We start from the raw sequence: 21,137 nt of genomic DNA on the forward strand, positions 1-21,137 counted from the left end.
TTACGTCCGTCGACTGAGCCGACGAGCGGCTTAGAAGTCGAGCCCGGCCTCACGAGCCGCGTCCGCCAGGGCGGCGATGCGGCCGGCGTACCGGTTGCCCGCGCGGTCGAAGACGACCGACTCGATGCCGGCGGCCTTGGCGCGCTCGGCGACCAGGCTCCCGACCTTCTTGGCCAGCTCGGTCTTGTCGCCCTCGGCGCCCTTGATGGACACGTCGAGGGTGGACGCCGACGCCAGGGTGTGACCCTTGGCGTCGTCGATGACCTGGGCGACCATGTGACGGTTCGAACGCGTCACGACGAGGCGCGGACGCACCTCGGTGCCGACGACGCGCTTGCGAACGCGGATCGCGCGGCGCTTGCGAGCGGCGCTCTTGTAGGCGTTGCCCTTGCCGATCTTGACAGAGACACTCATCGCTTACTTACCACTCTTTCCGACCTTGCGGCGGATGACCTCGCCCGCGTACTTGACACCCTTGGCCTTGTACGGGTCCGGCTTGCGCAGCTTGCGGATCTTCGCGGCGACCTCGCCGACCTTCTGCTTGTCGATGCCGTCCACGTGGAACTTGGTGGCCGACTCGACGACGAAGGAGATGCCCTCGGGGGCCTCGACGAGGATCGGGTGGCTGTAGCCCAGCTGGAACTCCATGTTGGAGCCCTTCGCCAGAACTCGGTAGCCGACACCGCTGATCTCCAGCGACTTGCGGTAGCCCGCGGTCACGCCGGTGATCATGTTCGCCACCAGCGTGCGGGAAAGGCCGTGCAGGGCCTTCGACAGACGCTCGTCGTTGGGGCGGGTGACGAGCAGCGTGCCGTCCTCGCCCTTACCGATCTCGATCGGCGCGGCGACAACGTGGGTGAGGGTGCCCTTCGGGCCCTTCACCGAGACCGCCTGGCCATCGATGGTGACGTCCACGCCAGCGGGGACCTGGATGGGCAGCCGTCCAATGCGCGACATTGCTGTACCTCCGTTTCCCGAATTACCAGACGTAGGCGAGAACTTCTCCGCCTACGCCCTTCTTGGCGGCCTGCTTGTCGGTGAGGAGACCCGAAGACGTGGAGATGATCGCCACGCCCAGGCCGCCGAGCACCTTCGGCAGGTTGGTGGACTTTGCGTAAACGCGCAGACCCGGCTTGCTGATGCGCTTGATGCCGGCGATGGAGCGCTCACGGTTGGGGCCGAACTTGAGCTCGATGGTCAGCTTCTTGCCGACCTCGCCCTCGACGGGCTCCTCAACCTTGTAGGAGGAGATGTACCCCTCCTGCTGCAGGATCTCGGCGACGTGCGCCTTGATCTTGCTGGCCGGCATCGCCACGGAGTCGTGGTACGCCGAGTTCGCGTTACGCAGACGCGTGAGCATGTCTGCGATGGGGTCGGTCATGGTCATGATGGCCTCAGGCCTCTCTCGCCGCGGTTTCTCCGCGCCAGGTCCCCCTGCCGCACTCTTGCGAGTTCGTCAGGGGCACAAGCGCAGGGGACCTGCGACGTCGTAAGACTGGGTGCGAGCCCTCCAGAAGGGCCACGGGCGTCCATGGGGAAGCCGTGGCAGGGGGCCCGACCCCACTACCTTACGGGAATCCGTACGGTAGGCCCAAAACGGGCCGGTGTGGGATCGGGCACCTCTGCTTCGCTGTGTGCCTAAAGTGCCTGGTCCCTCTGTTGGGAGAGGACTACCAGGAGCTCTTGGTCACGCCCGGCAGCTCGCCGCGGTGCGCCATCTCACGAAGGCAGACACGGCACAGGCCGAACTTGCGGTACACCGAGTGCGGACGGCCGCAGCGCTGGCACCGGGTGTAGGCCCGGACGCCGAACTTCGGCTTGCGCTCGGACTTCGCGATGAGGGACTTCTTCGCCATGTGTTACGCCTCCTTGAACGGGAAGCCCAGAGCGCGCAGGAGCGCCCGGCCCTCGTCGTCGGTCTGGGCGGTGGTCACGACGGTGATGTCCATACCGCGCTGACGGTCGACCTTGTCCTGGTCGATCTCGTGGAACATGACCTGCTCGGTCAGACCGAAGGTGTAGTTGCCACGGCCGTCGAACTGCTTCGGGGAGAGGCCACGGAAGTCACGGATACGCGGCAGGGCCAGCGACACCAGACGGTCCAGGAACTCCCACATGCGGTCACCACGGAGGGTGACGTGGGTGCCGATCGGCTGGCCCTCGCGCAGCTTGAACTGCGCGATGGACTTGCGAGCCTTGGTCACGGCCGGCTTCTGACCGGTGATCGCGGTCAGGTCGCGGATCGCGCCCTCGATCAGCTTGCTGTCACGGGCGGCCTCGCCGACACCCATGTTGACGACGACCTTGACCAGGCCGGGCGTCAGCATGACGTTCTCGTACGAGAACTGCTCCTGCAGCTGACCCTTGATCTCGGAGTTGTAACGCTCCTTGAGACGGGGGGTCACCTTCTCAACAGTCGTCTCAGACATCAGATGTCCTCACCGGTTCGCTTGGCAACGCGGATCTTGTTGCCCTCGTCATCGAAGCGGTAGCCAACGCGGGTGACGACCTTCTTGCCGTCCTTCTCCACGACCAGCTGGACGTTGGAGACGTGCACCGGCGCCTCGACGGTGACGATGCCACCCTGAGTGCCCGGGCCCGGCTTGGTGTGCTTCTTGACCCGGTTCACACCCTCGACCAGGACCTTGTTCTCGGCGGGCATGGCCTGGATGACCTTGCCCTGCTTGCCGCGGTCCTTGCCGGTGATGACCTGAACCAGGTCACCCTTCTTGATCTTCATGCTGTTCGCCATGAGTTAGAGCACCTCCGGCGCAAGCGAGATGATCTTCATGAACTTCTTGTCACGCAGCTCGCGGCCCACCGGGCCGAAGATGCGGGTACCACGGGGGTCACCATCGGTGTTCTTCAGAACGACCGCGGCGTTCTCGTCGAAGCGGATGTACGAGCCATCCGGACGACGGCGCGACTTCACGGTACGGACGACGACGCACTTGACGACGTCACCCTTCTTCACCGAACCGCCGGGGATCGCGTCCTTGACGGTCGCGACGATGACGTCCCCGATACCGGCGTAGCGGCGACCGGAACCACCGAGAACGCGGATGCAAAGGATTTCCTTCGCGCCCGTGTTGTCGGCGACACGCAGTCGCGACTCCTGCTGGATCACAGCTTTCTCCTGATCGTCAACGAGAGCTGACGGGCCGGCCGCTGCTCACACCAGCGCCCGCGAGGGACCTGGTGCACATACGGCCGTACCGCATCAACTTCGTTACTTGGCCTTCTCGAGGATCTCGACGACGCGCCAGCGCTTCGTCGCGGACAGCGGGCGGGTCTCCGCGAGGAGGACCCGGTCGCCGATGCCGCAGGCGTTCGCCTCGTCGTGCGCCTTCAGCTTGTTCGTACGGCGGATGACCTTGCCGTACAGAGCGTGCTTGACGCGGTCCTCGACGGCGACGACGACGGTCTTGTCCATCTTGTCGCTGACGACGAGACCCTCACGGGTCTTGCGGAAACCGCGCGTCTCGTTGGTGTTCTCAGTCATCAGGCGCTCTCCACCGTCTCGATGCCCAGCTCGCGCTCGCGCATCAGGGTGTAGATCCGCGCGATGTCCTTACGGACGAGCTTGAGCCGTCCGTGGTTGTCGAGCTGCCCGGTCGCCGCCTGGAAGCGGAGGTTGAACAGCTCCTCCTTGGCCTCACGGAGCTTGGCAACGAGACCCTCGTTGTCCAGCTCGCGGAGGTCAGCAGCCTTGGTGCCGGCCGACATCAGCTCTCACCTGCCTCGCGCCGGATGATCCGGCACTTCATCGGGAGCTTGTGAGCTGCGCGGGTCAGCGCCTCACGAGCCACCTTCTCGTTGGGGTACGACAGCTCGAACATGACCCGACCCGGGTGCACGTTCGCGATCCACCACTCGGGCGAACCCTTACCGGAACCCATGCGGGTCTCGGCCGGCTTCTTGGTGAGCGGACGGTCCGGGTAGATGTTGATCCAGACCTTGCCGCCACGCTTGATGTGACGGGTGACGGCGATACGAGCGGACTCGATCTGCCGGTTCGTCACGTAGGCCGGGGTGACGGCCTGGATGCCGTACTCGCCGAAGGCGAGCTCGGTGCCACCCTTGGCAGCGCCACGACGCTTCGGGTGGTGCTGCTTGCGGTGCTTGACCCGACGGGGGATCAGCATGGGAGTCAGGCCTCCGTTCCGGTGTTCTCGGCAGCCGGCGCCTCAGCGGCCGGGGCCGCGGGGGCCTCGGCAGCGGCGGGACGACGGCCACGGCCACCGCGCTCGCCACCACGGCGGTCGCCACCGCGGGCGGGACGACCACCCTCGGGACGGGCCGGGCGGTTGCCCGAGCGGGCAGCGGCGTTCTCAGCGCGGACCTCGGCGATGTTCTTGACGTCGCCCTTGTAGATCCAGACCTTCACGCCGATGCGGCCGAAGGTGGTCTTGGCCTCGAAGAAGCCGTAGTCGACGTTCGCACGCAGGGTGTGCAGCGGCACACGACCCTCGCGGTAGAACTCCGACCGGCTCATCTCGGCGCCGCCGAGACGACCGGAGCACTGGACCTTGATGCCCTTGGCGCCGGACTTCATGGTGCCCTGCATCGACTTGCGCATGGCACGGCGGAAGGAGACGCGGGAGGACAGCTGCTCCGCGACGCCCTGAGCCACGAGCTGGGCGTCCAGCTCGGGGTTCTTGACCTCGAGGATGTTCAGCTGGACCTGCTTGCCGGTCAGCTTCTCGAGGTCGCCGCGGATGCGGTCGGCCTCGGTGCCACGGCGACCGATGACGATGCCGGGGCGGGCGGTGTGGATGTCGACGCGGACGCGGTCGCGGGTGCGCTCGATCTCAACCTTCGAGATGCCGGCGCGCTCCATGCCCTTCGTCATCATGCGACGAATGGCAACGTCTTCCTTGACGTAGTCCTTGTACAGCTTGTCGGCGTACCAGCGGGACTTGAAGTCCGTGCTGATGCCGAGGCGGAACCCGTGCGGGTTAACCTTCTGGCCCATTACCGGGTCCCTTCCTTGCTGCTGACGACCACGGTGATGTGGCTGGTCCGCTTGCGGATCCGGTAGGCGCGGCCCTGGGCACGCGGGCGGAACCGCTTCAGGGTCGGACCCTCGTCAACGTACGCCTCGCTGATGACGAGGTCGTCCACGTTGGAGTGGTTGTAGTTGTGCGCGGCGTTGGCAATGGCGCTGTCGAGCACCTTGCCGACCGGCACGGTGGCGGCCTGCGGAGCGAAACGCAGGACGGCCTGGGCCTCCGTGGCCGGCAGGCCACGGATGAGGTCCACCACGCGGCGGGCCTTCATGGGCGTGACGCGGATGTACCGCGCCTGGGCCCTGGCTTCCATGGTTGTCCCCTTAATGGAGTAAGTCATTGAGTCGTTCTGGCGGTGAAGCTCAGGCGACTAGCGACGCTTCGACTTGCGGTCGTCCTTGACGTGGCCGCGGAAGGTGCGGGTCGGAGCGAACTCGCCCAGCTTGTGGCCGACCATCGACTCGGTGACGAACACCGGGACGTGCTTGCGACCATCGTGAACCGCGATCGTGTGGCCGAGCATGGCCGGGAAGATCACGGAGCGGCGGGACCAGGTCTTGATGACGTTCTGGGTACCCGCCTCGTTCTGCGCGTCCACCTTCTTGAGAAGGTGGCCGTCGATGAAGGGGCCCTTCTTGAGACTGCGCGGCATCTGACCTGCTCCTAGCGCTTCTTGTTGGTCTTGCGGCGGCGCACGATGAGAGCGTCCGACGCCTTCTTCGGGCGACGGGTACGACCCTCCTTCTGGCCCCACGGCGAGACCGGGTGGCGACCACCAGAGGTCTTACCCTCACCACCACCGTGCGGGTGGTCGATCGGGTTCATGGCGACACCACGCACGGTCGGGCGAACGCCCTTCCAGCGCATGCGGCCGGCCTTGCCCCAGTTGATGTTCGACTGCTCGGCGTTGCCGACCTCGCCGACGGTGGCGCGGCAGCGCGCGTCGACCAGGCGGATCTCGCCGGAGGGCATGCGCAGGTGCGCCATCTTGCCCTCACGCGCCAGCAGCTGGATGCCGGAGCCGGCCGAGCGGGCCAGCTTGGCACCGCCGCCGGGACGCAGCTCCACCGCGTGGATGGTGGTACCGACCGGGATGTTGCGCAGCGGCAGGTTGTTGCCCGGCTTGATGTCGGCGCCAGCGCCGTTCTCGATCCGGTCGCCCTGCGTGATGCCGCGCGGCGCGATGATGTAGCGCTTCTCGCCGTCCGCGTAGTGCAGCAGCGCGATGCGCGCGGTGCGGTTCGGGTCGTACTCGATGTGCGCGACCTTCGCCGGCACGCCGTCCTTGTCGTGACGACGGAAGTCGATCACGCGGTAGGCGCGCTTGTGACCGCCACCCTGGTGGCGAACGGTGATCCGACCGGCGTTGTTACGGCCGCCCTTGCTGTGCAGGGGGCGAACCAGCGACTTCTCCGGGGTGGACCGCGTGATCTCTACGAAGTCGGCCACGCTGGAGCCACGACGGCCCGGCGTAGTCGGCTTGTACTTGCGGATGCCCATTTGGCTCTCTCGTCCTCGTCCTTATCGACGATCACGATCTCCGTTAGGAGACCGGACCACCGAAGATGTCGATGCGGTTGCCCTCGGCCAGCGTCACGATGGCGCGCTTGGTGTCCTTGCGCTTGCCAAAGCCCGTCTTGGAGCGCTTGCGCTTGCCCTGACGGTTGATCGTGTTGACAGCCTCGACCTTGACCGAGAAGACCGCCTCGACGGCCTGCTTGATCTGGGTCTTGTTGGCGCCCGGCGACACGATGAACGTGTACTTGTTCTCGTCGAGAAGGCTGTAGCTCTTCTCGGAGATGACCGGCTTCACCAGGACGTCACGGGGGTCCGTGAACGTCTTGCTCGTAACGTCGCTCATCAGGCGGCGCTCCCTTCGAGCTCGCCCTCAGCGGCAACGGCCTTGGCGGACGCGGCCGGACCGGCCACGAAACGCTCGAAGGCGGCCTGGGTGAAGACCACATCGTCGGAGACGAGCACGTCGTAGGTGTTCAGCTGACCGGCGTCCAGGATGTGCACGTGCGGCAGGTTGCGAGCGGACTTCAGGCCCAGCTCGTCCTCGCGCTCGACGACCAGGAGGACGTTCTTGCGCTCGGTGATCTTGCCGAACAGGCTCTTGGCGGCCTTGGTCGACGGCACCTCGGCCGCGACCACGTCGGTGACGACGTGGATGCGGTTGTGGCGGGCCCGGTCGGTGAGCGCACCGCGCAGAGCGGCGGCGATCATCTTCTTCGGGGTCCGCTGCGAGTAGTCGCGCGGCACGGGACCGTGCACGACGCCACCGCCGGCGAACTGCGGCGCACGGGTCGAGCCCTGACGGGCGCGGCCGGTGCCCTTCTGGCGGTACGGCTTCTTGCCGCCACCGCGGACCTCGCCACGAGTCTTGGTCTTGTGGGTGCCCTGACGGGCCGCAGCGAGCTGCGCCACGACGACCTGGTGCATCAGCGGAACGCTGACCTTCGCGTCGAAGATCTCGGCCGGAAGCTCGAGGCTGCCGGTCTTGTCGCCCGAGGGCGACAGGATGTCAATGGTGCTCATATCCTCACAGCCCCTTCGCCGCGGTGCGGACGAGGACGAGGCCGCCGTTCGGGCCCGGGATTGCGCCCTTGATCAGGAGCAGCCCCTTCTCCGCGTCAACGGCATGGATGGTCAGGTTCTGGGTGGTCACACGCTCGTGGCCCATCCGGCCGGCCATCCGTACGCCCTTGAACACGCGACCCGGGGTGGCGCAGCCACCGATCGAGCCGGGCGAGCGGTGCTTGCGCTGCACACCGTGACCGGCGCCGAGGCCCCGGAAGTTGTGGCGCTTCATGACACCGGCGAAGCCCTTGCCCTTGGAGGTGCCGGTCACGTCGACCTTGACACCCGCCTCGAACAGCTCGGCGGTGATCTCCTGGCCCAGGGTGTACTCGGAGGCGTCCGAGGTACGGAGCTCGACCAGGTGGCGGCGCGGGGTGACACCGGCCTTGGCGAAGTGGCCCGCGAGGGGCTTGTTCACCTTGCGGGGGTCGATCTCGCCGAAGCCGATCTGGACGGCGTCGTAGCCGGCCGGGCTGTCGGCGGTGTGGACCTGGGTCACGACATTGGGCCCAGCCTTGACGACGGTCACCGGGACGACCCGGTTGTTCTCGTCCCAGACCTGGGTCATGCCGAGCTTCTCGCCCAGGATGCCCTTAATCTGCTTAGCCATCTTCGGTGCGCCTCTCAGAGCTTGATCTCGATGTCGACGCCAGCCGGCAGGTCGAGACGCATGAGCGAGTCAACCGTCTTCGGCGTGGGGTCGAGGATGTCGATCAGACGCTTGTGAGTACGCATCTCGAAGTGCTCGCGCGAGTCCTTGTACTTGTGCGGCGAGCGGATGACGCAGTACACGTTCTTCTCAGTGGGCAGCGGCACCGGGCCCGCGACCTGCGCACCAGTACGAATCACCGTCTCGACGATCTTCTTCGCCGAGGAGTCGATGACCTCGTGGTCGTAGGCCTTGAGCCGGATGCGGATCTTCTGTCCCGCCATGGCTACTCAGTAGTCCTTTGTCCTTAGTCACTTCGCGACTCCCCCTCCGACCCCCGCGCTCGGGCGTGTCGCACTCGCGCTTGCAAAAAACCGGCGAAGTAATTCGTCGGTTTAAAACTTTCGGGGTGAGGGGTGCCGGGTCGAGGCCCCGCACACGCTTCCCGGAAGATTCCCGTACTTTCGCCCCGCAGCTGCCGTGGCGTAGAACTCACGCTTGACGGCCATCACGGGAACGACGAGTACATGGGACTCGCTTCCGGTCCTCCCGGCGGGAGGCGCGCAGCATCGGCACTCAACCGAGCAACTTGGACATACTGCCACATGGAGCAGCCCGGATGCCAATCGGGGCCGGTGGGGCGCTCCTCACCGGCCCCGATGGGGTGACGTCCCCGCTCAGTCCTTGCGCCAGAGCACCCAGCCCCGGTCCTTGTTGAACTTCGCGACGTGCCAGCCGGGCCGCGCGTCCGGCCAGCTGGTCTGCGGCAGGTCGCCCTTGCTCCAGCCGGCCAGGTACGCGGTGGCCGCCTCCGGCGGGGCGGAGCCGTCCTTCAGGTCGTCCGACCAGACCCGGCCCCAGTAGACCTCGTAGGCCATCGACATCCGGGTGTCCCAGTCGAGGTCCATGTCCAGGACGACGTTGTCGCCCTTGCGCAGGCCCGCCTCCTTGGCCACGCCCACCGCCTGGTACTTGCGGGCCTTGGCGTGCGGCTCGGAGACGTTGTCGGTGACGGCGACCGTCGCGTAGGCGGCGAACAGCGTCACGCACCCCACCACCGCGGCCACCACCCGGCGCCCGCCGGCCACCCGCAGCAGCAGGCAGGCGCCCAGCACCGCCAGCGCGCCGAAGCTCGTCCGGACCATGTGCAGGTCGTCCCAGGTCGAGGCCAGGAACATCGCGTCCGGCACCGTCCACGGACTGACCCAGAGCTTGAGCGCGGCACCCGCGTACGCGCCGACCGACAGCTGGATGATCCCGATCGCCGCCACGCCGGCCAGCGCCGTCCACAACAGCGCGCGGACCCCGGCCCGCCACAGCGCGGCCAGGCCGACCACCATGAACATCGGCACCAGCACCGCGCAGTACCGGGCGTACACCCAGTTGTCGGTCCGGTCGTTGTCCGCCAGCCCGGCCGCCGAGGCCAGCGCGGTGCCGAACAGCAGGGCCACCATGGTGAAGGCCACCACCCGCTCGGCCACCGTGTACCGGCGCCGGAAGACGACCACCACGCACAGCACCAGGGCGACCGCCCCGAAGCCGTACGTGGAGGTCATGAAGTACCAGAGCTGCCCGAAGGTGCGGGCGATGATCGTGCCGATGTACTTGCTGTCCCCGAGGTTCTCGAAGACCTTGTTGCCGACGGTGCTCGGCGGCACGTCCTTGAACTGGTTCTCGACGAAGCGCGCCAGCAGCTTCGCGCCCAGGTACGACAGCCCGAGCCCGCCGACGCCGGCCAGCGAGGCGAGCCGCGGCGCCCAGCCGACGGCCAGCACCACCACCAGGACCAGCGCGGTCAGCGCCACGACCACGCCGCCGCGGTCGTGGGTCGCCATCGAGAAGCCGGCCGCCAGGCCCGTCCCGGCCGCGTACAGCGCGCGGCGGCGCGTCGTGCCGGGCGAGAGCCAGCCGTGCATCGCGAGCAGCCAGGCCAGCAGGACCACCGGCAGCACGGTGTCCGACATCACGAACTGGGAGTAGAAGACCACCGGCGGCACCAGCGCCACGGCGGCGCCCACCAGGTACGCGTGCGGCCGGGACAGGCCCACCCGGCGCGCCGCCGCCACGGCGAGCGGGAACACCAGCGCGTTGAGCAGCGCGTTGATGCCCATGATCAGGTGGTACGCGGCGGCCGGGGTGTCGGCGATCCGCAGCGCCGGCGAGATCAGCAGCGGGTACCCGCCGGGGATCACCACGCCGACCGGCATCTCGGTGGTCGGCCGCCCGGCCAGCACCCGCGCGATCACCAGGTAGGAGTCCTCGTCGGCGTGCACCGACGGGAAGTAGTTGTGGATCGACAGCACCAGGCGGAACGCCACCTGGCCGCCGTACCCGAGCAGCAGGACCACCGCCCAGAACCAGCGGTGGGCGGCGAGCGCCCGCAGCCGGGGCGGCACGACCGGTGTGTCGGGCGCGTTCGTGCCGCCGTCCTCACCCCGGCCCGGGCCGTCGGACGTGTGGGCAGAGTCGATCAGCGGCTGCACCGGGACACTTCCCTACTTGTATGAGTTTGGCGATCTCGTCATGACCGGCTCCGGGCGGCGCGCCACGGTTCCCGCCACCACTCGTCGAAGCGCATCGGCAGTGTGCCACGCGGTGATCTGCCGGAGCCAACACACTCCTCCCCCCACGGACGACAACGGCCCGCCAGGACAGGGTGGTTCGGCCCCTGCTGATCCGCTGCCCGGGGGGCTGGCAGAATCTCGGTGTCCGGCACCGAAACCACACACCGCCTCCGCACCGAATCTCTGCGGAAGAGCAGAAGGACCGAACAGTGACGACGAGCGTGCAGCCCGCCTCCACCCCGGGCATGCAACAGGGCATACCGTCCAGGCGAACAAGACGGGCCGCCGCCCTGCGCGGCCCCGCCGTCCTCTGGACCGCGGAGGCCCTGACCGCGGTCGCGGCGGCCCTGCTCATGACGGGCCTGGCAACGTCCATCGAGCTGAACCCCATGTCGCGGATCGGCCAGGTCAGCGGCCTCGCCGCGTTGCAGCTCCGGCTCCTGCTGCTGCTCGCCGTCGTCGTCCTGGTCCTGGTGCCGGCGATGCGCCGCTGGGCGGAGGTCCCGGTCCGGTTCGCCGCGGCCGCGGTCGCGGGCCTGTCCTCCGGCGTCCTGGCGGCCGGCGTCTCGCTCGCGCTGCGCGACACCAACTGGCCTCTGTACGCCCAGTCGGGGGACTCCGGCAACCTCCAGGCCTGGGTCAGCGCCCTGATGGACGGCAAGCCCCTCGACGGCGCCTACCCGCCGTTGTTCCCGCACATCGTCGCCTTCGTCGCCGAACACCTCACCCACGGACAGATCGGCTACGCGCTCAAGCTCGTCGACCTGCTGTTCGTCGCGATGCTCGGCCCGCTCGCCTACCTGTCCTGGCGGCTGCTGCTGCCCCCGCTCTGGGCACTCGGGATCGGCGTCACCGCCGCCCTGCCGATGGCGCAGCCGTACAAGCCGTACACCACCTTCGTGCTCGTCGCCTTCCTCCCCGTGCTGGCGAAGCTGATGCAGCTCCTCCAGCGCGCCCCGGAGCTCCCGCGCCGCACCGTCGCCGTCCGCGGCGCCGTGCTCGGCCTCGGGATCGCACTGCTGTTCAACCTCTACTCCGGCTGGTTCGTGTGGTCCGCCGCCGGAGCGGTGGTCCTCACCGTGGTGCTGCTGCTGCGTGCCCGCCGCACCGGCGGGACCCCCGGCCTGCTCAACGCCCTGACCGCGATCGGCGCCGCCGCCGGGGTCTTCCTGGCCGTCTCCTCCCTCTACCTGGTCCGGCTGCTCGGGTCCGCCGGGAGCACGGTCGACCGCTACTGCTACTTCGACACCTACACCGAGCCGACCTACTTCGCGATGTGGCGCGACGACCTCCCCGGCACCGACGGCCAGAGCACCTGGCCGATCCCCGGCGAGCTCGGCGGGGTCGGCCTCTTCACGATCCTGCTGCTGGTCGGCCTGGGCGTGGCGCTGGCCCTCGGGATCGGCCGGGCCGTCGTCCTGACCGCCGCCGCCTGCACGGCGAGCGCCCTGCTGATGCGCTACTGGTACGCCTCCCACATGGAGCGCGACCAGGCCGTCATGCTCTACCCGCGCACCAGCGCGCAGCTGCTCTACTGCCTGCTGGTCCTCGTCGGCCTGGCCTGCTACCTGATCGCCCGCCGCCGTCGGAGCGCCGCTTCGGCCCCCGAGACGGCCGAGGAGACCGGCCGCCGTCTCCCGCTGCGCCTCAACCAGCGCGGCGTGGCCATCGGCGCCCTCTGCGCGCTGGGCCTGCTCTTCGGCATGGCCGGCTCCGCCACCGCCAGCAAGTACATGCCCGACCCGCACGAGGGCGCCGGCATGCTGGCCTGGATCTCGCAGACCACCGCCGACACCAAGGGGCACTGCTCACGCTACGCGCCCAAGTGCGTCGACGCCCCGGGACTCATCAACCCGGCGGACCCGAAGGTCGACCTCGGGAAGCTGATCTGCCCGAAGGTCAACCCGTACCCGCGCAAGGACGAACTGCTCCCCGGGTTCTCCGCGGACCTGCCCGAGTGACCCTCCCCGAACCGCGAACGGCACTGGGCCGGTAGTCCGAACTCGGACTACCGGCCCAGTGCCGTACCAGTGGGTGCGAGCGGTCAGTGCCGGTCGCCGCCGGTCAGCGCGTGGCGGACCAGCACCTTGGCGCCGGCCCGCTCGCCGCGCTTCAGGGCGCCCGGCAGCATGGTCAGCGCGTGCAGGCGCGAGGCGCTGCGGAACCGGGCCGCACGGGCGGCCTTCGGCCAGCCGCGGGCGTCCATCCGCTCCGCCACCGCGTTGAAGTACCGCTCCGCCTCGGTGAACCGGGTGCCGGAGAAGGCCTGCACCGAGGACTCGCTGACGGCGTGCCGCCGGTACTGGAAGACGACGGTGGTGTTGTCCACCAGCATCTGCTCGCCGCGCTCCAGCAGGTCGACGACCAGGGCCAGGTCCTGGATCACCGAGTACTCGTCGCGGAAGTTGACCGCGCGCAGCGCCTCGCCCCGCCAGCAGATCGACGGGAAGTAGAGCCAGTTGCCGCGCAGCACGCTCGCGGCCAGCTCCTCGCCGCCCATCAGCCGCCGGCCCTTGACGGTCGGCGCGTAGATCTTCTCCTTGACGTTGTCCGCCAGGCCGGAGCGGCTGACCTCGCCGTTGCCGTCGATGACCTCGACGCCCGGCTGCACCATGCCCAGGTCCGGGTTGTCCTTGACGATCGCCCGGACGGTCTCCAGGTAGTGCGGGTGCAGCAGGTCGTCGCAGCCCATGATGACCACGTGGTCGGCCGTGGACAGCTCCACGCACTTCTGGAAGTTCTTGGTGATGCCGAGGTTCCGCTCGTTGCGCAGGTAGCTCACCCGGTCGTCGCCGAGCGAGGCGAACCAGCCCGGGACGTCCGGCTCCTTGCCGTCGTCTATGACGGTCAGCCGGAAGTCCCGGTCGGTCTGCGCGAGGATGCTCCGCACCGCGGCCTGCATCAGCGCCACGTCGCCGTAGTACGGCAGCATGAACTCGAAGGTCGCCACGGGATCAGGCCTTGCTGCGGTCGACCGGCGCCGAGACCGGCAGGTCCAGGTCGAAGCGCTCCTCGTTCAGACGGGCGCCCTCGTTGATCGCCACGGTCCGCGCCAGGTCGGTGAGCTTCTTCTCCAGCGAGCGGAAGCGCAGGAAGGTGTTCAGGGTCAGGAAGCCCATCCCCAGCACCATCCCGTACAGCACCAGGTCGGTGCCGCGGCCGACACCGAGCTGGTGGGCCAGCCAGGTCACGTCGGTGGGACGCAGCACCGCGTAGATGTTCACGAGCACGAAGACCGAGAACGCGATGCGCTTCCAGGCGCGGGTGTTGGCACGGTCCCAACGCCGGATGAACATGAAGGCGAGAGTGACCGAGCCGAGAATGAGAACCAGCTGGATCCAGAAGAATTTCATCGGCGGCTACGCTCCCGCAGCGAGATGTCGAAGATGATGTTGACGCCGTTGATCAGGGACTGACCCTTGGCGCGTGAGTAGTCGGTGTACAGGATGTCCACCGGGAGTTCGGCGACCCGGAGGTCCGAGCCGGCGAGGAAGCTGACGATCTCCGACGCGTGCGCCATGCCGTTCATGGTGATCCGCAGCCGGCCGGCGGCCTCGCGGTTCAGCACGCGCAGACCGTTGTGGGCGTCGGTCAGCTTGAGCTTGCGAGCGGTCGGGCTGACGGTCGCCGCGGTGCGCAGGACGACCCGCTTGATCCACGGCACCTGCCCGTTCTGCTCGATGAAGCGCGAGCCGAGGACGACGTCCGTGTCGCCCTCCCGCAGCAGGGCGACCATCTTCTCGACGTCGGCGGTCTGGTGCTGGCCGTCCGCGTCGAAGGTGGCGAAGTACTTGGCGCCCGGCTGGGCCAGGGCGTAGGCGAGGCCGGTCTGGAGGGCGGCACCCTGGCCGAGGTTGACCGGGTGGCGCACCAGGTGCGCGCCCGTCTCCATGATGTGCTTGGCCGAGTCGTCGCCGCTGCCGTCATCGACGACCACGATGTTCGGGAACGTCTTTCGCGCCCCCTCCACAACGTCGGCGATCACCTGGCCCTCGTTGTAGGCCGGGATCACCAGCCAAACATCGTCGTACTGGGACACGGAGGCTCCATGAATGGGGTCTGGCCCGCGCTGCTGCGCGGCGATCTGAAGATGAGGGGCGGACACGGTCAGTCACCGGCCGTCCGGCTGCTCAACACCGCGGCGTTCGGGTCCCCCGACTGCTGGACGAGGCCGGCGGAGTTCGTCGCCGAACGGGCGAAACTCTGCCTCAGGACCGCCAGCATACCGAGGACGGTGGCCACGGAACCCGCCGTGTACGCAACGACCACGCGGGTGGACACGTCGCCCGGCATGAAGGTGATCGCGGCGAGGACCGCCGTGCCGACCGCCCAGCAGAGCAGCTGAAGGTTGTGCCGCTTGAATACCATCAGCGCCTGGCCGAGCACCATCGCGAACATGTACGCCACGGTTCCGGCGGACATCCAGAAGAAGTCGAGGCAGCCGAGCACCGGCTTTGCGCCGAACAGCACCTGGATCAGCCAGGGGCCGAGGGCGACCGCCGGGATGCCGCCGAGCACGCCGAGTCCGCCGACCACGGCGCCGATCTTCTTGAGCATCCCGGTGAAGGCGGCCCGGTCCCCGACCGCGATCGCGGCGGAGAGGCCGTTCAGCAGCGAGGCCTGGAGCGAGCCGAAGACGAACAGCGGCACCCGGGCCAGCACCAGCGCGTTGAGCAGGGCGGCGATCAGCGCGGAGTCGGAGGGCGCGAGCAGTTTGGTGCTCACCACGGCCGCGTTCACCACGACCTGGGAGAGCAGCGTCGAGCAGATCAGCAGGCCGAGCCCGGAGCAGAGTTCGGACCAGCCGACCTGCTCGCCGGGCTTCACCGCGCGCAGCAGCGGCGGCAGCGTGACGATCGTGGCGATGATCGGCGCGACGGCCAGGATCAGGCTGAACGCGAGCGCCGAGTGCACACCGGCCACGGCGAAGGCGAAGGCCAGGCCGATCCGCAGGCCGCCGTCCAGGCCGAGCTGGGTGCCGTACGCGCCGAAGCGGCCGAGGCCGGCCAGCACGCCGCGGGTGAGGTAGCAGACGGCCATGCCGGTGAAGGCCCCGCCGAGCGCCAGCACCAGCGAGCGGTCGCCGTGGAACATCGACCGGGCGATCGGGCCGGAGGCGGCGCCGAGGGCGACCAGGGTCGCCGCGAGGATCCCGCCGGTGAGCAGGGTCGCCCGGCGCAGCACCGGCGCGGCGCCGTGGCCGAGCGCCGCGCGCGCCGAGACGATCCGGGTGAGCTCCTGCTCGATCGGGAAGAAGACGCCGATGCCGACCGACATCACGATCGTCCACAGCAGCGAGACGTTCGCCATGTCGTCGACCGACAGGCTGTGGCCCGCCACTCCGAGGTGGATGTAGGAGGCGGCACCCAGTACGACGGTGCCGCCGGCCACCGCCAGGGTTCCCGGCGGTAGCGCGGCAGCCACCTTCGTCAGTGCGTTCTTCACTGAGGTCTGTCGCTCTCCGTGGTCCGGGCCGTGGCGGCCAGTTCGGCGAAGACGGGCGTGGCCAGGGCCTCGGCCAGCATGGTCCGCCACTCGGGCAGCGGCGCCAGCCCGGCGGCGGCCCAGCGGTCGTGGGCCAGCACGCTGAAGGCGGGGCGGGCGGCCGGGCGGACGAAGGCCTCCGACGTGGTCGGGCGGATCCGCTCCGGGTCCAGCCCGCTCAGCGCGTAGGTCTCGCGGGCCAGTCCGCACCAGGTGGTCCGGCCGCTCGCGGTGCCGTGGTAGACCCCGGCCGGGGCCTGCCCGGCGAGCGCGGCCCGGCCGAGCTCGACCAGGCGGCCGGCCAGCGCGTACGACCAGGTCGGCTGGCCGTGCTGGTCGTCCACCACGTCCAGGGTGTCGCGCTGGGCGGCGAGCTTGAGCATGGTGGCCACGAAGTTCGGGCCGTGCTCGCCGTACAGCCAGGCGGTGCGCACGACGTAGCCGTGCTCGGGGAGCAGTTCGGCGACCGCCCGCTCCCCCACCAGCTTGCCGCGGCCGTACGCGTTCACCGGCGCGGTCGGGGCGTCCTCCGGGCAGGGCTCGGTGGCGTCGCCCGGCAGGACGTAGTCGGTGGAGACGTGCAGCAGCCGCGCGCCGCTCTTGGCGCAGGCCTCGGCCAGGTGGCGCACACCGGTGCCGTTGACGGCGGTGGCGGCGTCCTCCTCGGCCTCCGCGGCGTCGACGTTCGTCCACGCGGCGCAGTTGACCACGATGTCGTGGCCCTCGACGGCGGCCTGGACGGCCGCCGGGTCGGTGATGTCGAGGTCCGCCCGGCGCAGCGCGGTGATCTCGGCGGTCCCGTCGGCGCCCAGCACCGAGAGCAGGTCCTGCCCGAGCATCCCGGCCGCGCCGGTGACCAGCCAGCGCACGGGCGCGGCGGCGTTCGCGGTCACTTGGCCAGGGCCGCCTTCTGCTTCAGCGGCTCCCACCAGGCGCGGTTCTCGCGGTACCACGCGATGGTCGCGGCGAGGCCGTCCTCGAAGCGGACCTGCGGCTCGTAGCCGAGCTCCTCACGGATCTTGCTGATGTCGATCGAGTAGCGGAGGTCGTGGCCCTTGCGGTCCTCGACGTGCTCGACCATGTCCCAACCCGCGCCGGCGGCCTCCAGCAGCAGGCCGGTCAGCTCCTTGTTGGTGGCCTCGGTGCCGCCGCCGATGTTGTAGACCTCACCCGCGCGGCCGCCGCGCATGACCAGCTCGATGCCCCGGCAGTGGTCGGAGACGTGCAGCCAGTCGCGGACGTTGCCACCGTCGCCGTACAGCGGCACCTTCTTGCCGTCGATCAGGTTGGTGGTGAACAGCGGGATGACCTTCTCCGGGAACTGGTAGTGCCCGTAGTTGTTGGAGCAGCGGGTCACCACGACGTCCATGCCGTGGGTGCGGTGGTACGCCAGCGCCAGCAGGTCGGAGGAGGCCTTGGAGGCCGAGTACGGGGAGTTCGGCTCCAGCGGCCAGGTCTCGGTCCAGGAGCCCTCGCTGATCGAGCCGTACACCTCGTCGGTGGAGATGTGCACGAAGCGGCCGACGCCGTGCTTGCGCGCGGCGTCGAGCAGGACCTGGGTGCCGACGACGTTGGTCAGCACGAACGGGCCCGCACCGGCGATCGAGCGGTCCACGTGGGACTCGGCGGCGAAGTGCACCACCACGTCGTGGCCCGGCATGACCTGGTCGACGGCGTCCGTGTCGCAGATGTCGCCCTGGACGAAGGTGTAGCCCTTGTGGTCGGCCACCGGGGCGAGGTTCTCCAGGACGCCCGAGTAGGTGAGCTTGTCAAAGACCGTGATCCGGGCGTTCTCGTCAGCCCCGAGGAGCTGACGGACGAACTCCGAACCGATGAACCCGGCGCCGCCGGTCACGAGGATGCGCATAATGCGCGTAGTCTACCGCCGCCCGAACACCCTCCCGACCCGGCCCCTCCCGCGTCGGGCGATCTCGAATAGGGTGCTCCCATGCGTGGAATCCTCCTGGCCGGCGGCACCGGCTCGCGGCTGTGGCCCCTGACCCGTGCGGTGTCGAAGCAGCTCCTCCCGGTCTTCGACAAGCCGATGATCTACTACCCCCTCTCGACCCTCGTGATGGCCGGGATAAGCGAGATCCTGATCATCACCACCCCGAACGACCGGGACCAGTTCGAACGGCTGCTGGGCGACGGTTCCCAGTTCGGCCTGAAGCTCCAGTACGCCGTCCAGGAGAAGCCCGAGGGCATCGCCCAGGCCTTCGTGCTCGGCGCGGACTTCATCGGCGACGAGCCGGTGGCCCTGATCCTCGGCGACAACATCTTCCACGGCACCGGCCTGGGCACCTCGCTCACCGAGCACTCCGACATCAAGGGCGGCCGGGTCTTCGCCTACCCCGTGGCCGACCCGACCGCGTACGGCGTGGTCGAGTTCGACGAGAGCGGCCAGGTCATCTCCATCGAGGAGAAGCCGACCGAGCCCAAGTCCCGCTACGCCGTCCCCGGCCTGTACTTCTACGACAACCGGGTCGTCGAGATCGCCCGCACCCTGGAGCCGAGCGCCCGCGGCGAGCTGGAGATCACCGCCGTCAACGACGCCTACCTGCGCACCGGCGACCTGCACGTGACGACCCTCGACCGTGGCACCGCCTGGCTGGACACCGGCACGTTCGTGTCGATGGTCCAGGCCTCGGAGTTCGTCCGGGTCATCGAGGAGCGCCAGGGCTTCAAGATCGGCTGCATCGAGGAGGCCGTCTGGCGGGCCGGGCTGATCGACGACGCCCAGCTGCGCGAGCTCGCCGAGCCGCTGCTGAAGAGCGGCTACGGCCAGTACCTGGTGGACCTGCTCGACGAGGCGGCCGCCAAGTGAAGTTCCGCGAGCTCTCCATCGAGGGCGCCTTCGAGATCACCCCGCAGGTGCACGGCGACGCCCGTGGCCACTTCACCGAGTGGTACCGCTTCGACCTCCTCGCCGAGGTCGTCGGCCACCCGCTGGACCTGGCCCAGGCCAACCTGTCGCTGTCCGCCAAGGACGTCGTCCGCGGCATCCACTTCGCCGACGTCCCGCCCGGCCAGGCCAAGTACGTGGCCTGCACCCGCGGCGCGGTGCTGGACGTCATCGTCGACCTGCGGGTCGGCTCGCCGTCCTTCGGCAAGTGGGAGTTCGTCCGGCTGGACGACACCGAGCGCACGGCCGTCTACATCCCGGAGGGCCTCGGCCACGGCTTCTGCGCCCTGAGCGACGACGCCACGCTGACCTACCTCTGCTCGGCGACGTACAACCCGACCGGCGAGCACGGCGTGCACCCGCTGGACCCGGACCTCGGCATCGAGTGGCCGACCGACGCCCCGCAGCTCTCCGCCCGTGACGCGGTCGCGCCCACCCTCGCGGAGGCGCTCGCCACCGGCCTGCTGCCGGACTACCAGGCCTGCAAGGCCTACACGGACTCGCTGAAGCAGCAGTAGCGACTGCCGGTCCGGCTGAGGGGACGCGCGCGCGAGCGCTCACGTCCCCTCAGTCATCCCTCCTGCCCCTCCTGCCCCCTCCCAGGCCCCTTCCCAGGCCGCTCCCCAGCCGGCCGGATCGGACGACCATGACCCACCAAGCGGGACCCTCACACGGCATACGCGGGGGCGTCGGCACCCGACGCTTCGCGTGGCTGATGGGAGGGGGTGGAGGAGGCAGCCTGTCCGGCCGCCAGAACAGCTTCGGCGCGATCCGCACGGCCCTGGCGGTGCTCGTCGTCTACTCCCACGCCTACCCGCTCGGATTCGGCCGGCCCGCTCCGCTCTCCCACTTCAGCGGTGGCCAGATAGACCTCGGCCGGCTCGCGGTGGTCGGCTTCTTCGCGCTCTCCGGGTTCATGATCACCGGCAGCGCCCTGCGCAGCACGATCGGCCGGTACTCCTGGCACCGCGCCCTGCGCATCCTGCCCGGGCTCTGGGCCTCGCTCCTGGTCTGCGTCCTGCTGGTGGCGCCCGCCCTGTACTACCGGACCCACCACTCGCTCACCGGCTACTGGTCGCACCCGCACGGGCCGCTGAACTACCTGGCGGGTGCCTGGAACGCCTCGCTCTCCACCGGGTTCGACATCTCGAACGTGATCGACGACGGCATGAAGGCCGGCACCAACCACGACCCCGGAATCAACGGCTCCCTCTGGTCGCTCGACTACGAGATGCTCTGCTACGTCATGATGGGCCTGCTGGCCGCCGGCGGCGTGCTGCTGCGCGCGAAGAAGACGGTGCCGCTGCTGACCCTGGTCGGCTGGATCCTGATCTTCGAGGACTGGCGGACGACTCCCGGCTTCGTCAACAACCCGCACAGCATGGGCTTCTACATCCACGTGCCGGTCTTCGGCCAGGTCTACACCCAGTACTTCGTCTACCTGGCGTTCGTCTTCCTGCTCGGCGCCACGGTGCAGCTGTACAAGGAGCGGATCCCGATCAACGCCGGGCTCGCGCTGCTGTCGGTCGTCGTGCTCGTCGCCAGCCTGCGCTACGGCGGGCTGTTCGCGTTCGGCTACCCGGCCTTCGCGTACCTGCTCTTCTGGCTGGCGGTCCGGCTGCCCCGGCCGTTCCAACGGATCGGCGTCAAGCGGGACTTCTCGTACGGCATCTACGTGTACGGCTTCACCGTCGAGCAGGCCGTCGCCGCGCTCGGGGGCAACACCCACGGCATGAAGGTCTACCTCCCGCTGTCCCTCGGCGGGACGGTCGTCCTCGCCGCGCTCTCCTGGTACCTGGTCGAGAAGCCCGCGTTGAAGGCGAAGGACTGGACGCCGCGGCCGGTGCGCGCGCTGGCCGAACGCCGGGCCCGCACGGTCGTCGTCCCGGTGTCGGCCGAGCAGGCCGGGGAACCCGCCAGGTCTGCGGTCCCCGCGCCCTGACCGCACG

The 21,137-nt window shown here is 69.0% G+C and carries 29 protein-coding genes; 4 read left to right on the forward strand and 25 right to left on the reverse strand.

Annotated features, from left to right (window positions below):
* Nucleotides 1–30: 30 nt before the first annotated feature.
* The 19 genes from rplR to AMK13_RS23370 all read right to left on the reverse strand — a co-directional run bounded on the left by rplR (nucleotide 31) and on the right by AMK13_RS23370 (nucleotide 10,721).
* Nucleotides 31–414: a 50S ribosomal protein L18 gene (gene rplR, locus AMK13_RS23280; protein ID WP_030280785.1), complete on the reverse strand. Its 384-nt coding sequence runs from the start codon at nucleotides 412–414 to the stop codon at nucleotides 31–33.
* A 3-nt stretch (nucleotides 415–417) separates the two neighbouring features.
* Nucleotides 418–957: a 50S ribosomal protein L6 gene (gene rplF / locus AMK13_RS23285; protein ID WP_049649043.1), complete on the reverse strand. Its 540-nt coding sequence runs from the start codon at nucleotides 955–957 to the stop codon at nucleotides 418–420.
* Between the two features lie 22 nt (nucleotides 958–979).
* A complete protein-coding gene (gene rpsH / locus AMK13_RS23290; protein WP_030055831.1) occupies nucleotides 980–1,387 on the reverse strand; it encodes a 30S ribosomal protein S8 in 408 nt (135 codons plus the stop codon).
* 283 nt (nucleotides 1,388–1,670) lie between these two features.
* Entirely contained in the window at nucleotides 1,671–1,856 is a 186-nt protein-coding gene (locus AMK13_RS23295; RefSeq protein WP_030055830.1) for a type Z 30S ribosomal protein S14, read from the reverse strand.
* A gap of 3 nt (nucleotides 1,857–1,859) precedes the next feature.
* The gene (gene rplE, locus AMK13_RS23300; protein WP_030393302.1) at nucleotides 1,860–2,429 is read right to left on the reverse strand and encodes a 50S ribosomal protein L5; all 570 of its coding nucleotides are present in this window, start codon (nucleotides 2,427–2,429) and stop codon (nucleotides 1,860–1,862) included.
* On the reverse strand, nucleotides 2,429–2,740 hold the full coding sequence (gene rplX, locus AMK13_RS23305; RefSeq protein ID WP_030055828.1) for a 50S ribosomal protein L24: 312 nt from the start codon (nucleotides 2,738–2,740) through the stop codon (nucleotides 2,429–2,431). The genes rplE and rplX overlap by 1 nt, the downstream gene beginning before the upstream one ends.
* A 15-nt stretch (nucleotides 2,741–2,755) precedes the next feature.
* Nucleotides 2,756–3,127: a 50S ribosomal protein L14 gene (rplN, locus tag AMK13_RS23310; RefSeq protein ID WP_030393301.1), complete on the reverse strand. Its 372-nt coding sequence runs from the start codon at nucleotides 3,125–3,127 to the stop codon at nucleotides 2,756–2,758.
* 102 nt (nucleotides 3,128–3,229) lie between these two features.
* A complete protein-coding gene (gene rpsQ, locus AMK13_RS23315; protein WP_030055826.1) occupies nucleotides 3,230–3,502 on the reverse strand; it encodes a 30S ribosomal protein S17 in 273 nt (90 codons plus the stop codon).
* Nucleotides 3,502–3,726, reverse strand: a complete 225-nt coding sequence (rpmC, locus tag AMK13_RS23320; RefSeq protein WP_049649042.1) for a 50S ribosomal protein L29 — start codon at nucleotides 3,724–3,726, stop codon at nucleotides 3,502–3,504. Before rpmC ends, rpsQ begins: the two co-directional genes overlap by 1 nt.
* Nucleotides 3,726–4,145: a 50S ribosomal protein L16 gene (rplP, locus tag AMK13_RS23325; RefSeq protein WP_030055824.1), complete on the reverse strand. Its 420-nt coding sequence runs from the start codon at nucleotides 4,143–4,145 to the stop codon at nucleotides 3,726–3,728. Before rplP ends, rpmC begins: the two co-directional genes overlap by 1 nt.
* 5 nt (nucleotides 4,146–4,150) lie before the next feature.
* On the reverse strand, nucleotides 4,151–4,975 hold the full coding sequence (gene rpsC, locus AMK13_RS23330) for a 30S ribosomal protein S3 (protein ID WP_049649041.1): 825 nt from the start codon (nucleotides 4,973–4,975) through the stop codon (nucleotides 4,151–4,153).
* Nucleotides 4,975–5,322 carry a 50S ribosomal protein L22 gene (gene rplV / locus AMK13_RS23335; RefSeq protein ID WP_030055822.1) on the reverse strand — a complete coding sequence of 116 codons (348 nt, stop codon included), beginning with the start codon at nucleotides 5,320–5,322 and terminating at the stop codon, nucleotides 4,975–4,977. The genes rpsC and rplV overlap by 1 nt, the downstream gene beginning before the upstream one ends.
* Before the next feature lie 57 nt (nucleotides 5,323–5,379).
* Nucleotides 5,380–5,661 (reverse strand): 30S ribosomal protein S19, encoded by a 282-nt coding sequence (rpsS, locus tag AMK13_RS23340; RefSeq protein ID WP_030055821.1) that lies wholly within the window; start codon nucleotides 5,659–5,661, stop codon nucleotides 5,380–5,382.
* A gap of 11 nt (nucleotides 5,662–5,672) precedes the next feature.
* Entirely contained in the window at nucleotides 5,673–6,509 is an 837-nt protein-coding gene (gene rplB / locus AMK13_RS23345) for a 50S ribosomal protein L2 (RefSeq protein WP_030393297.1), read from the reverse strand.
* A 43-nt stretch (nucleotides 6,510–6,552) separates the two neighbouring features.
* The gene (gene rplW / locus AMK13_RS23350; protein ID WP_030280768.1) at nucleotides 6,553–6,870 is read right to left on the reverse strand and encodes a 50S ribosomal protein L23; all 318 of its coding nucleotides are present in this window, start codon (nucleotides 6,868–6,870) and stop codon (nucleotides 6,553–6,555) included.
* The gene (gene rplD, locus AMK13_RS23355) at nucleotides 6,870–7,547 is read right to left on the reverse strand and encodes a 50S ribosomal protein L4 (RefSeq protein WP_049649040.1); all 678 of its coding nucleotides are present in this window, start codon (nucleotides 7,545–7,547) and stop codon (nucleotides 6,870–6,872) included. Before rplD ends, rplW begins: the two co-directional genes overlap by 1 nt.
* A gap of 4 nt (nucleotides 7,548–7,551) precedes the next feature.
* A complete protein-coding gene (gene rplC / locus AMK13_RS23360; RefSeq protein WP_030055817.1) occupies nucleotides 7,552–8,199 on the reverse strand; it encodes a 50S ribosomal protein L3 in 648 nt (215 codons plus the stop codon).
* A gap of 14 nt (nucleotides 8,200–8,213) precedes the next feature.
* Nucleotides 8,214–8,522, reverse strand: a complete 309-nt coding sequence (gene rpsJ / locus AMK13_RS23365; protein ID WP_012785157.1) for a 30S ribosomal protein S10 — start codon at nucleotides 8,520–8,522, stop codon at nucleotides 8,214–8,216.
* A 393-nt stretch (nucleotides 8,523–8,915) separates the two neighbouring features.
* Nucleotides 8,916–10,721 carry a hypothetical protein gene (locus AMK13_RS23370; protein ID WP_074003958.1) on the reverse strand — a complete coding sequence of 602 codons (1,806 nt, stop codon included), beginning with the start codon at nucleotides 10,719–10,721 and terminating at the stop codon, nucleotides 8,916–8,918.
* Nucleotides 10,722–11,011: 290 nt separating this feature from the next.
* Here AMK13_RS23370 and AMK13_RS23375 point away from each other — a divergent pair, with 290 nt between their 5' ends.
* On the forward strand, nucleotides 11,012–12,763 hold the full coding sequence (locus AMK13_RS23375; RefSeq protein ID WP_074003959.1) for a hypothetical protein: 1,752 nt from the start codon (nucleotides 11,012–11,014) through the stop codon (nucleotides 12,761–12,763).
* A gap of 83 nt (nucleotides 12,764–12,846) precedes the next feature.
* Here the strand turns inward: AMK13_RS23375 and AMK13_RS23380 are convergent, their stop codons facing one another.
* From AMK13_RS23380 to rfbB, 6 genes are all read right to left on the reverse strand, one after another.
* Nucleotides 12,847–13,752, reverse strand: a complete 906-nt coding sequence (locus AMK13_RS23380; protein WP_198959420.1) for a glycosyltransferase family 2 protein — start codon at nucleotides 13,750–13,752, stop codon at nucleotides 12,847–12,849.
* A 4-nt stretch (nucleotides 13,753–13,756) separates the two neighbouring features.
* The gene (locus AMK13_RS23385; protein WP_074003960.1) at nucleotides 13,757–14,155 is read right to left on the reverse strand and encodes a DUF2304 domain-containing protein; all 399 of its coding nucleotides are present in this window, start codon (nucleotides 14,153–14,155) and stop codon (nucleotides 13,757–13,759) included.
* On the reverse strand, nucleotides 14,152–14,841 hold the full coding sequence (locus AMK13_RS23390) for a glycosyltransferase family 2 protein (protein WP_049649036.1): 690 nt from the start codon (nucleotides 14,839–14,841) through the stop codon (nucleotides 14,152–14,154). Before AMK13_RS23390 ends, AMK13_RS23385 begins: the two co-directional genes overlap by 4 nt.
* A gap of 68 nt (nucleotides 14,842–14,909) precedes the next feature.
* A complete protein-coding gene (locus AMK13_RS23395; protein WP_198959421.1) occupies nucleotides 14,910–16,226 on the reverse strand; it encodes a lipopolysaccharide biosynthesis protein in 1,317 nt (438 codons plus the stop codon).
* A gap of 17 nt (nucleotides 16,227–16,243) precedes the next feature.
* Entirely contained in the window at nucleotides 16,244–17,179 is a 936-nt protein-coding gene (gene rfbD, locus AMK13_RS23400; protein WP_074003961.1) for a dTDP-4-dehydrorhamnose reductase, read from the reverse strand.
* Nucleotides 17,176–18,153: a dTDP-glucose 4,6-dehydratase gene (gene rfbB, locus AMK13_RS23405; RefSeq protein WP_074003962.1), complete on the reverse strand. Its 978-nt coding sequence runs from the start codon at nucleotides 18,151–18,153 to the stop codon at nucleotides 17,176–17,178. Before rfbB ends, rfbD begins: the two co-directional genes overlap by 4 nt.
* 81 nt (nucleotides 18,154–18,234) lie before the next feature.
* On the opposite strand from rfbB, the gene rfbA reads away from it, so the two are divergent.
* The 3 genes from rfbA to AMK13_RS23420 all read left to right on the forward strand — a co-directional run bounded on the left by rfbA (nucleotide 18,235) and on the right by AMK13_RS23420 (nucleotide 21,130).
* A complete protein-coding gene (gene rfbA, locus AMK13_RS23410; RefSeq protein ID WP_049649034.1) occupies nucleotides 18,235–19,110 on the forward strand; it encodes a glucose-1-phosphate thymidylyltransferase RfbA in 876 nt (291 codons plus the stop codon).
* Entirely contained in the window at nucleotides 19,107–19,706 is a 600-nt protein-coding gene (gene rfbC / locus AMK13_RS23415; protein ID WP_049649033.1) for a dTDP-4-dehydrorhamnose 3,5-epimerase, read from the forward strand. The genes rfbA and rfbC overlap by 4 nt, the downstream gene beginning before the upstream one ends.
* Before the next feature lie 197 nt (nucleotides 19,707–19,903).
* Entirely contained in the window at nucleotides 19,904–21,130 is a 1,227-nt protein-coding gene (locus tag AMK13_RS23420) for an acyltransferase family protein (RefSeq protein WP_074003963.1), read from the forward strand.
* The last annotated feature ends 7 nt before the right edge of the window (nucleotides 21,131–21,137 follow it).

This window comes from Streptomyces sp. CB02056 (assembly GCF_001905545.1).
Taxonomy (GTDB): domain Bacteria; phylum Actinomycetota; class Actinomycetes; order Streptomycetales; family Streptomycetaceae; genus Kitasatospora.

Bases quoted from the DNA above. Each gene is read 5' to 3' on its own strand.
- rplR (WP_030280785.1), bottom strand. From the start codon at position 414: ATGAGTGTCTCTGTCAAGATCGGCAAGGGCAACGCCTACAAGAGCGCC.
- rplF (WP_049649043.1), bottom strand. From the start codon at position 957: ATGTCGCGCATTGGACGGCTGCCCATCCAGGTCCCCGCTGGCGTGGAC.
- rpsH (WP_030055831.1), bottom strand. From the start codon at position 1,387: ATGACCATGACCGACCCCATCGCAGACATGCTCACGCGTCTGCGTAAC.
- AMK13_RS23295 (WP_030055830.1), bottom strand. From the start codon at position 1,856: ATGGCGAAGAAGTCCCTCATCGCGAAGTCCGAGCGCAAGCCGAAGTTC.
- rplE (WP_030393302.1), bottom strand. From the start codon at position 2,429: ATGTCTGAGACGACTGTTGAGAAGGTGACCCCCCGTCTCAAGGAGCGT.
- rplX (WP_030055828.1), bottom strand. From the start codon at position 2,740: ATGAAGATCAAGAAGGGTGACCTGGTTCAGGTCATCACCGGCAAGGAC.
- rpsQ (WP_030055826.1), bottom strand. From the start codon at position 3,502: ATGACTGAGAACACCAACGAGACGCGCGGTTTCCGCAAGACCCGTGAG.
- rpmC (WP_049649042.1), bottom strand. From the start codon at position 3,726: ATGTCGGCCGGCACCAAGGCTGCTGACCTCCGCGAGCTGGACAACGAG.
- rplP (WP_030055824.1), bottom strand. From the start codon at position 4,145: ATGCTGATCCCCCGTCGGGTCAAGCACCGCAAGCAGCACCACCCGAAG.
- rpsC (WP_049649041.1), bottom strand. From the start codon at position 4,975: ATGGGCCAGAAGGTTAACCCGCACGGGTTCCGCCTCGGCATCAGCACG.
- rplV (WP_030055822.1), bottom strand. From the start codon at position 5,322: ATGGAAGCCAGGGCCCAGGCGCGGTACATCCGCGTCACGCCCATGAAG.
- rpsS (WP_030055821.1), bottom strand. From the start codon at position 5,661: ATGCCGCGCAGTCTCAAGAAGGGCCCCTTCATCGACGGCCACCTTCTC.
- rplB (WP_030393297.1), bottom strand. From the start codon at position 6,509: ATGGGCATCCGCAAGTACAAGCCGACTACGCCGGGCCGTCGTGGCTCC.
- rplW (WP_030280768.1), bottom strand. From the start codon at position 6,870: ATGAGCGACGTTACGAGCAAGACGTTCACGGACCCCCGTGACGTCCTG.
- rplD (WP_049649040.1), bottom strand. From the start codon at position 7,547: ATGAGCACCATTGACATCCTGTCGCCCTCGGGCGACAAGACCGGCAGC.
- rplC (WP_030055817.1), bottom strand. From the start codon at position 8,199: ATGGCTAAGCAGATTAAGGGCATCCTGGGCGAGAAGCTCGGCATGACC.
- rpsJ (WP_012785157.1), bottom strand. From the start codon at position 8,522: ATGGCGGGACAGAAGATCCGCATCCGGCTCAAGGCCTACGACCACGAG.
- AMK13_RS23385 (WP_074003960.1), bottom strand. From the start codon at position 14,155: ATGAAATTCTTCTGGATCCAGCTGGTTCTCATTCTCGGCTCGGTCACT.
- rfbB (WP_074003962.1), bottom strand. From the start codon at position 18,153: ATGCGCATCCTCGTGACCGGCGGCGCCGGGTTCATCGGTTCGGAGTTC.
- rfbA (WP_049649034.1), top strand. From the start codon at position 18,235: ATGCGTGGAATCCTCCTGGCCGGCGGCACCGGCTCGCGGCTGTGGCCC.
- AMK13_RS23420 (WP_074003963.1), top strand. From the start codon at position 19,904: ATGGGAGGGGGTGGAGGAGGCAGCCTGTCCGGCCGCCAGAACAGCTTC.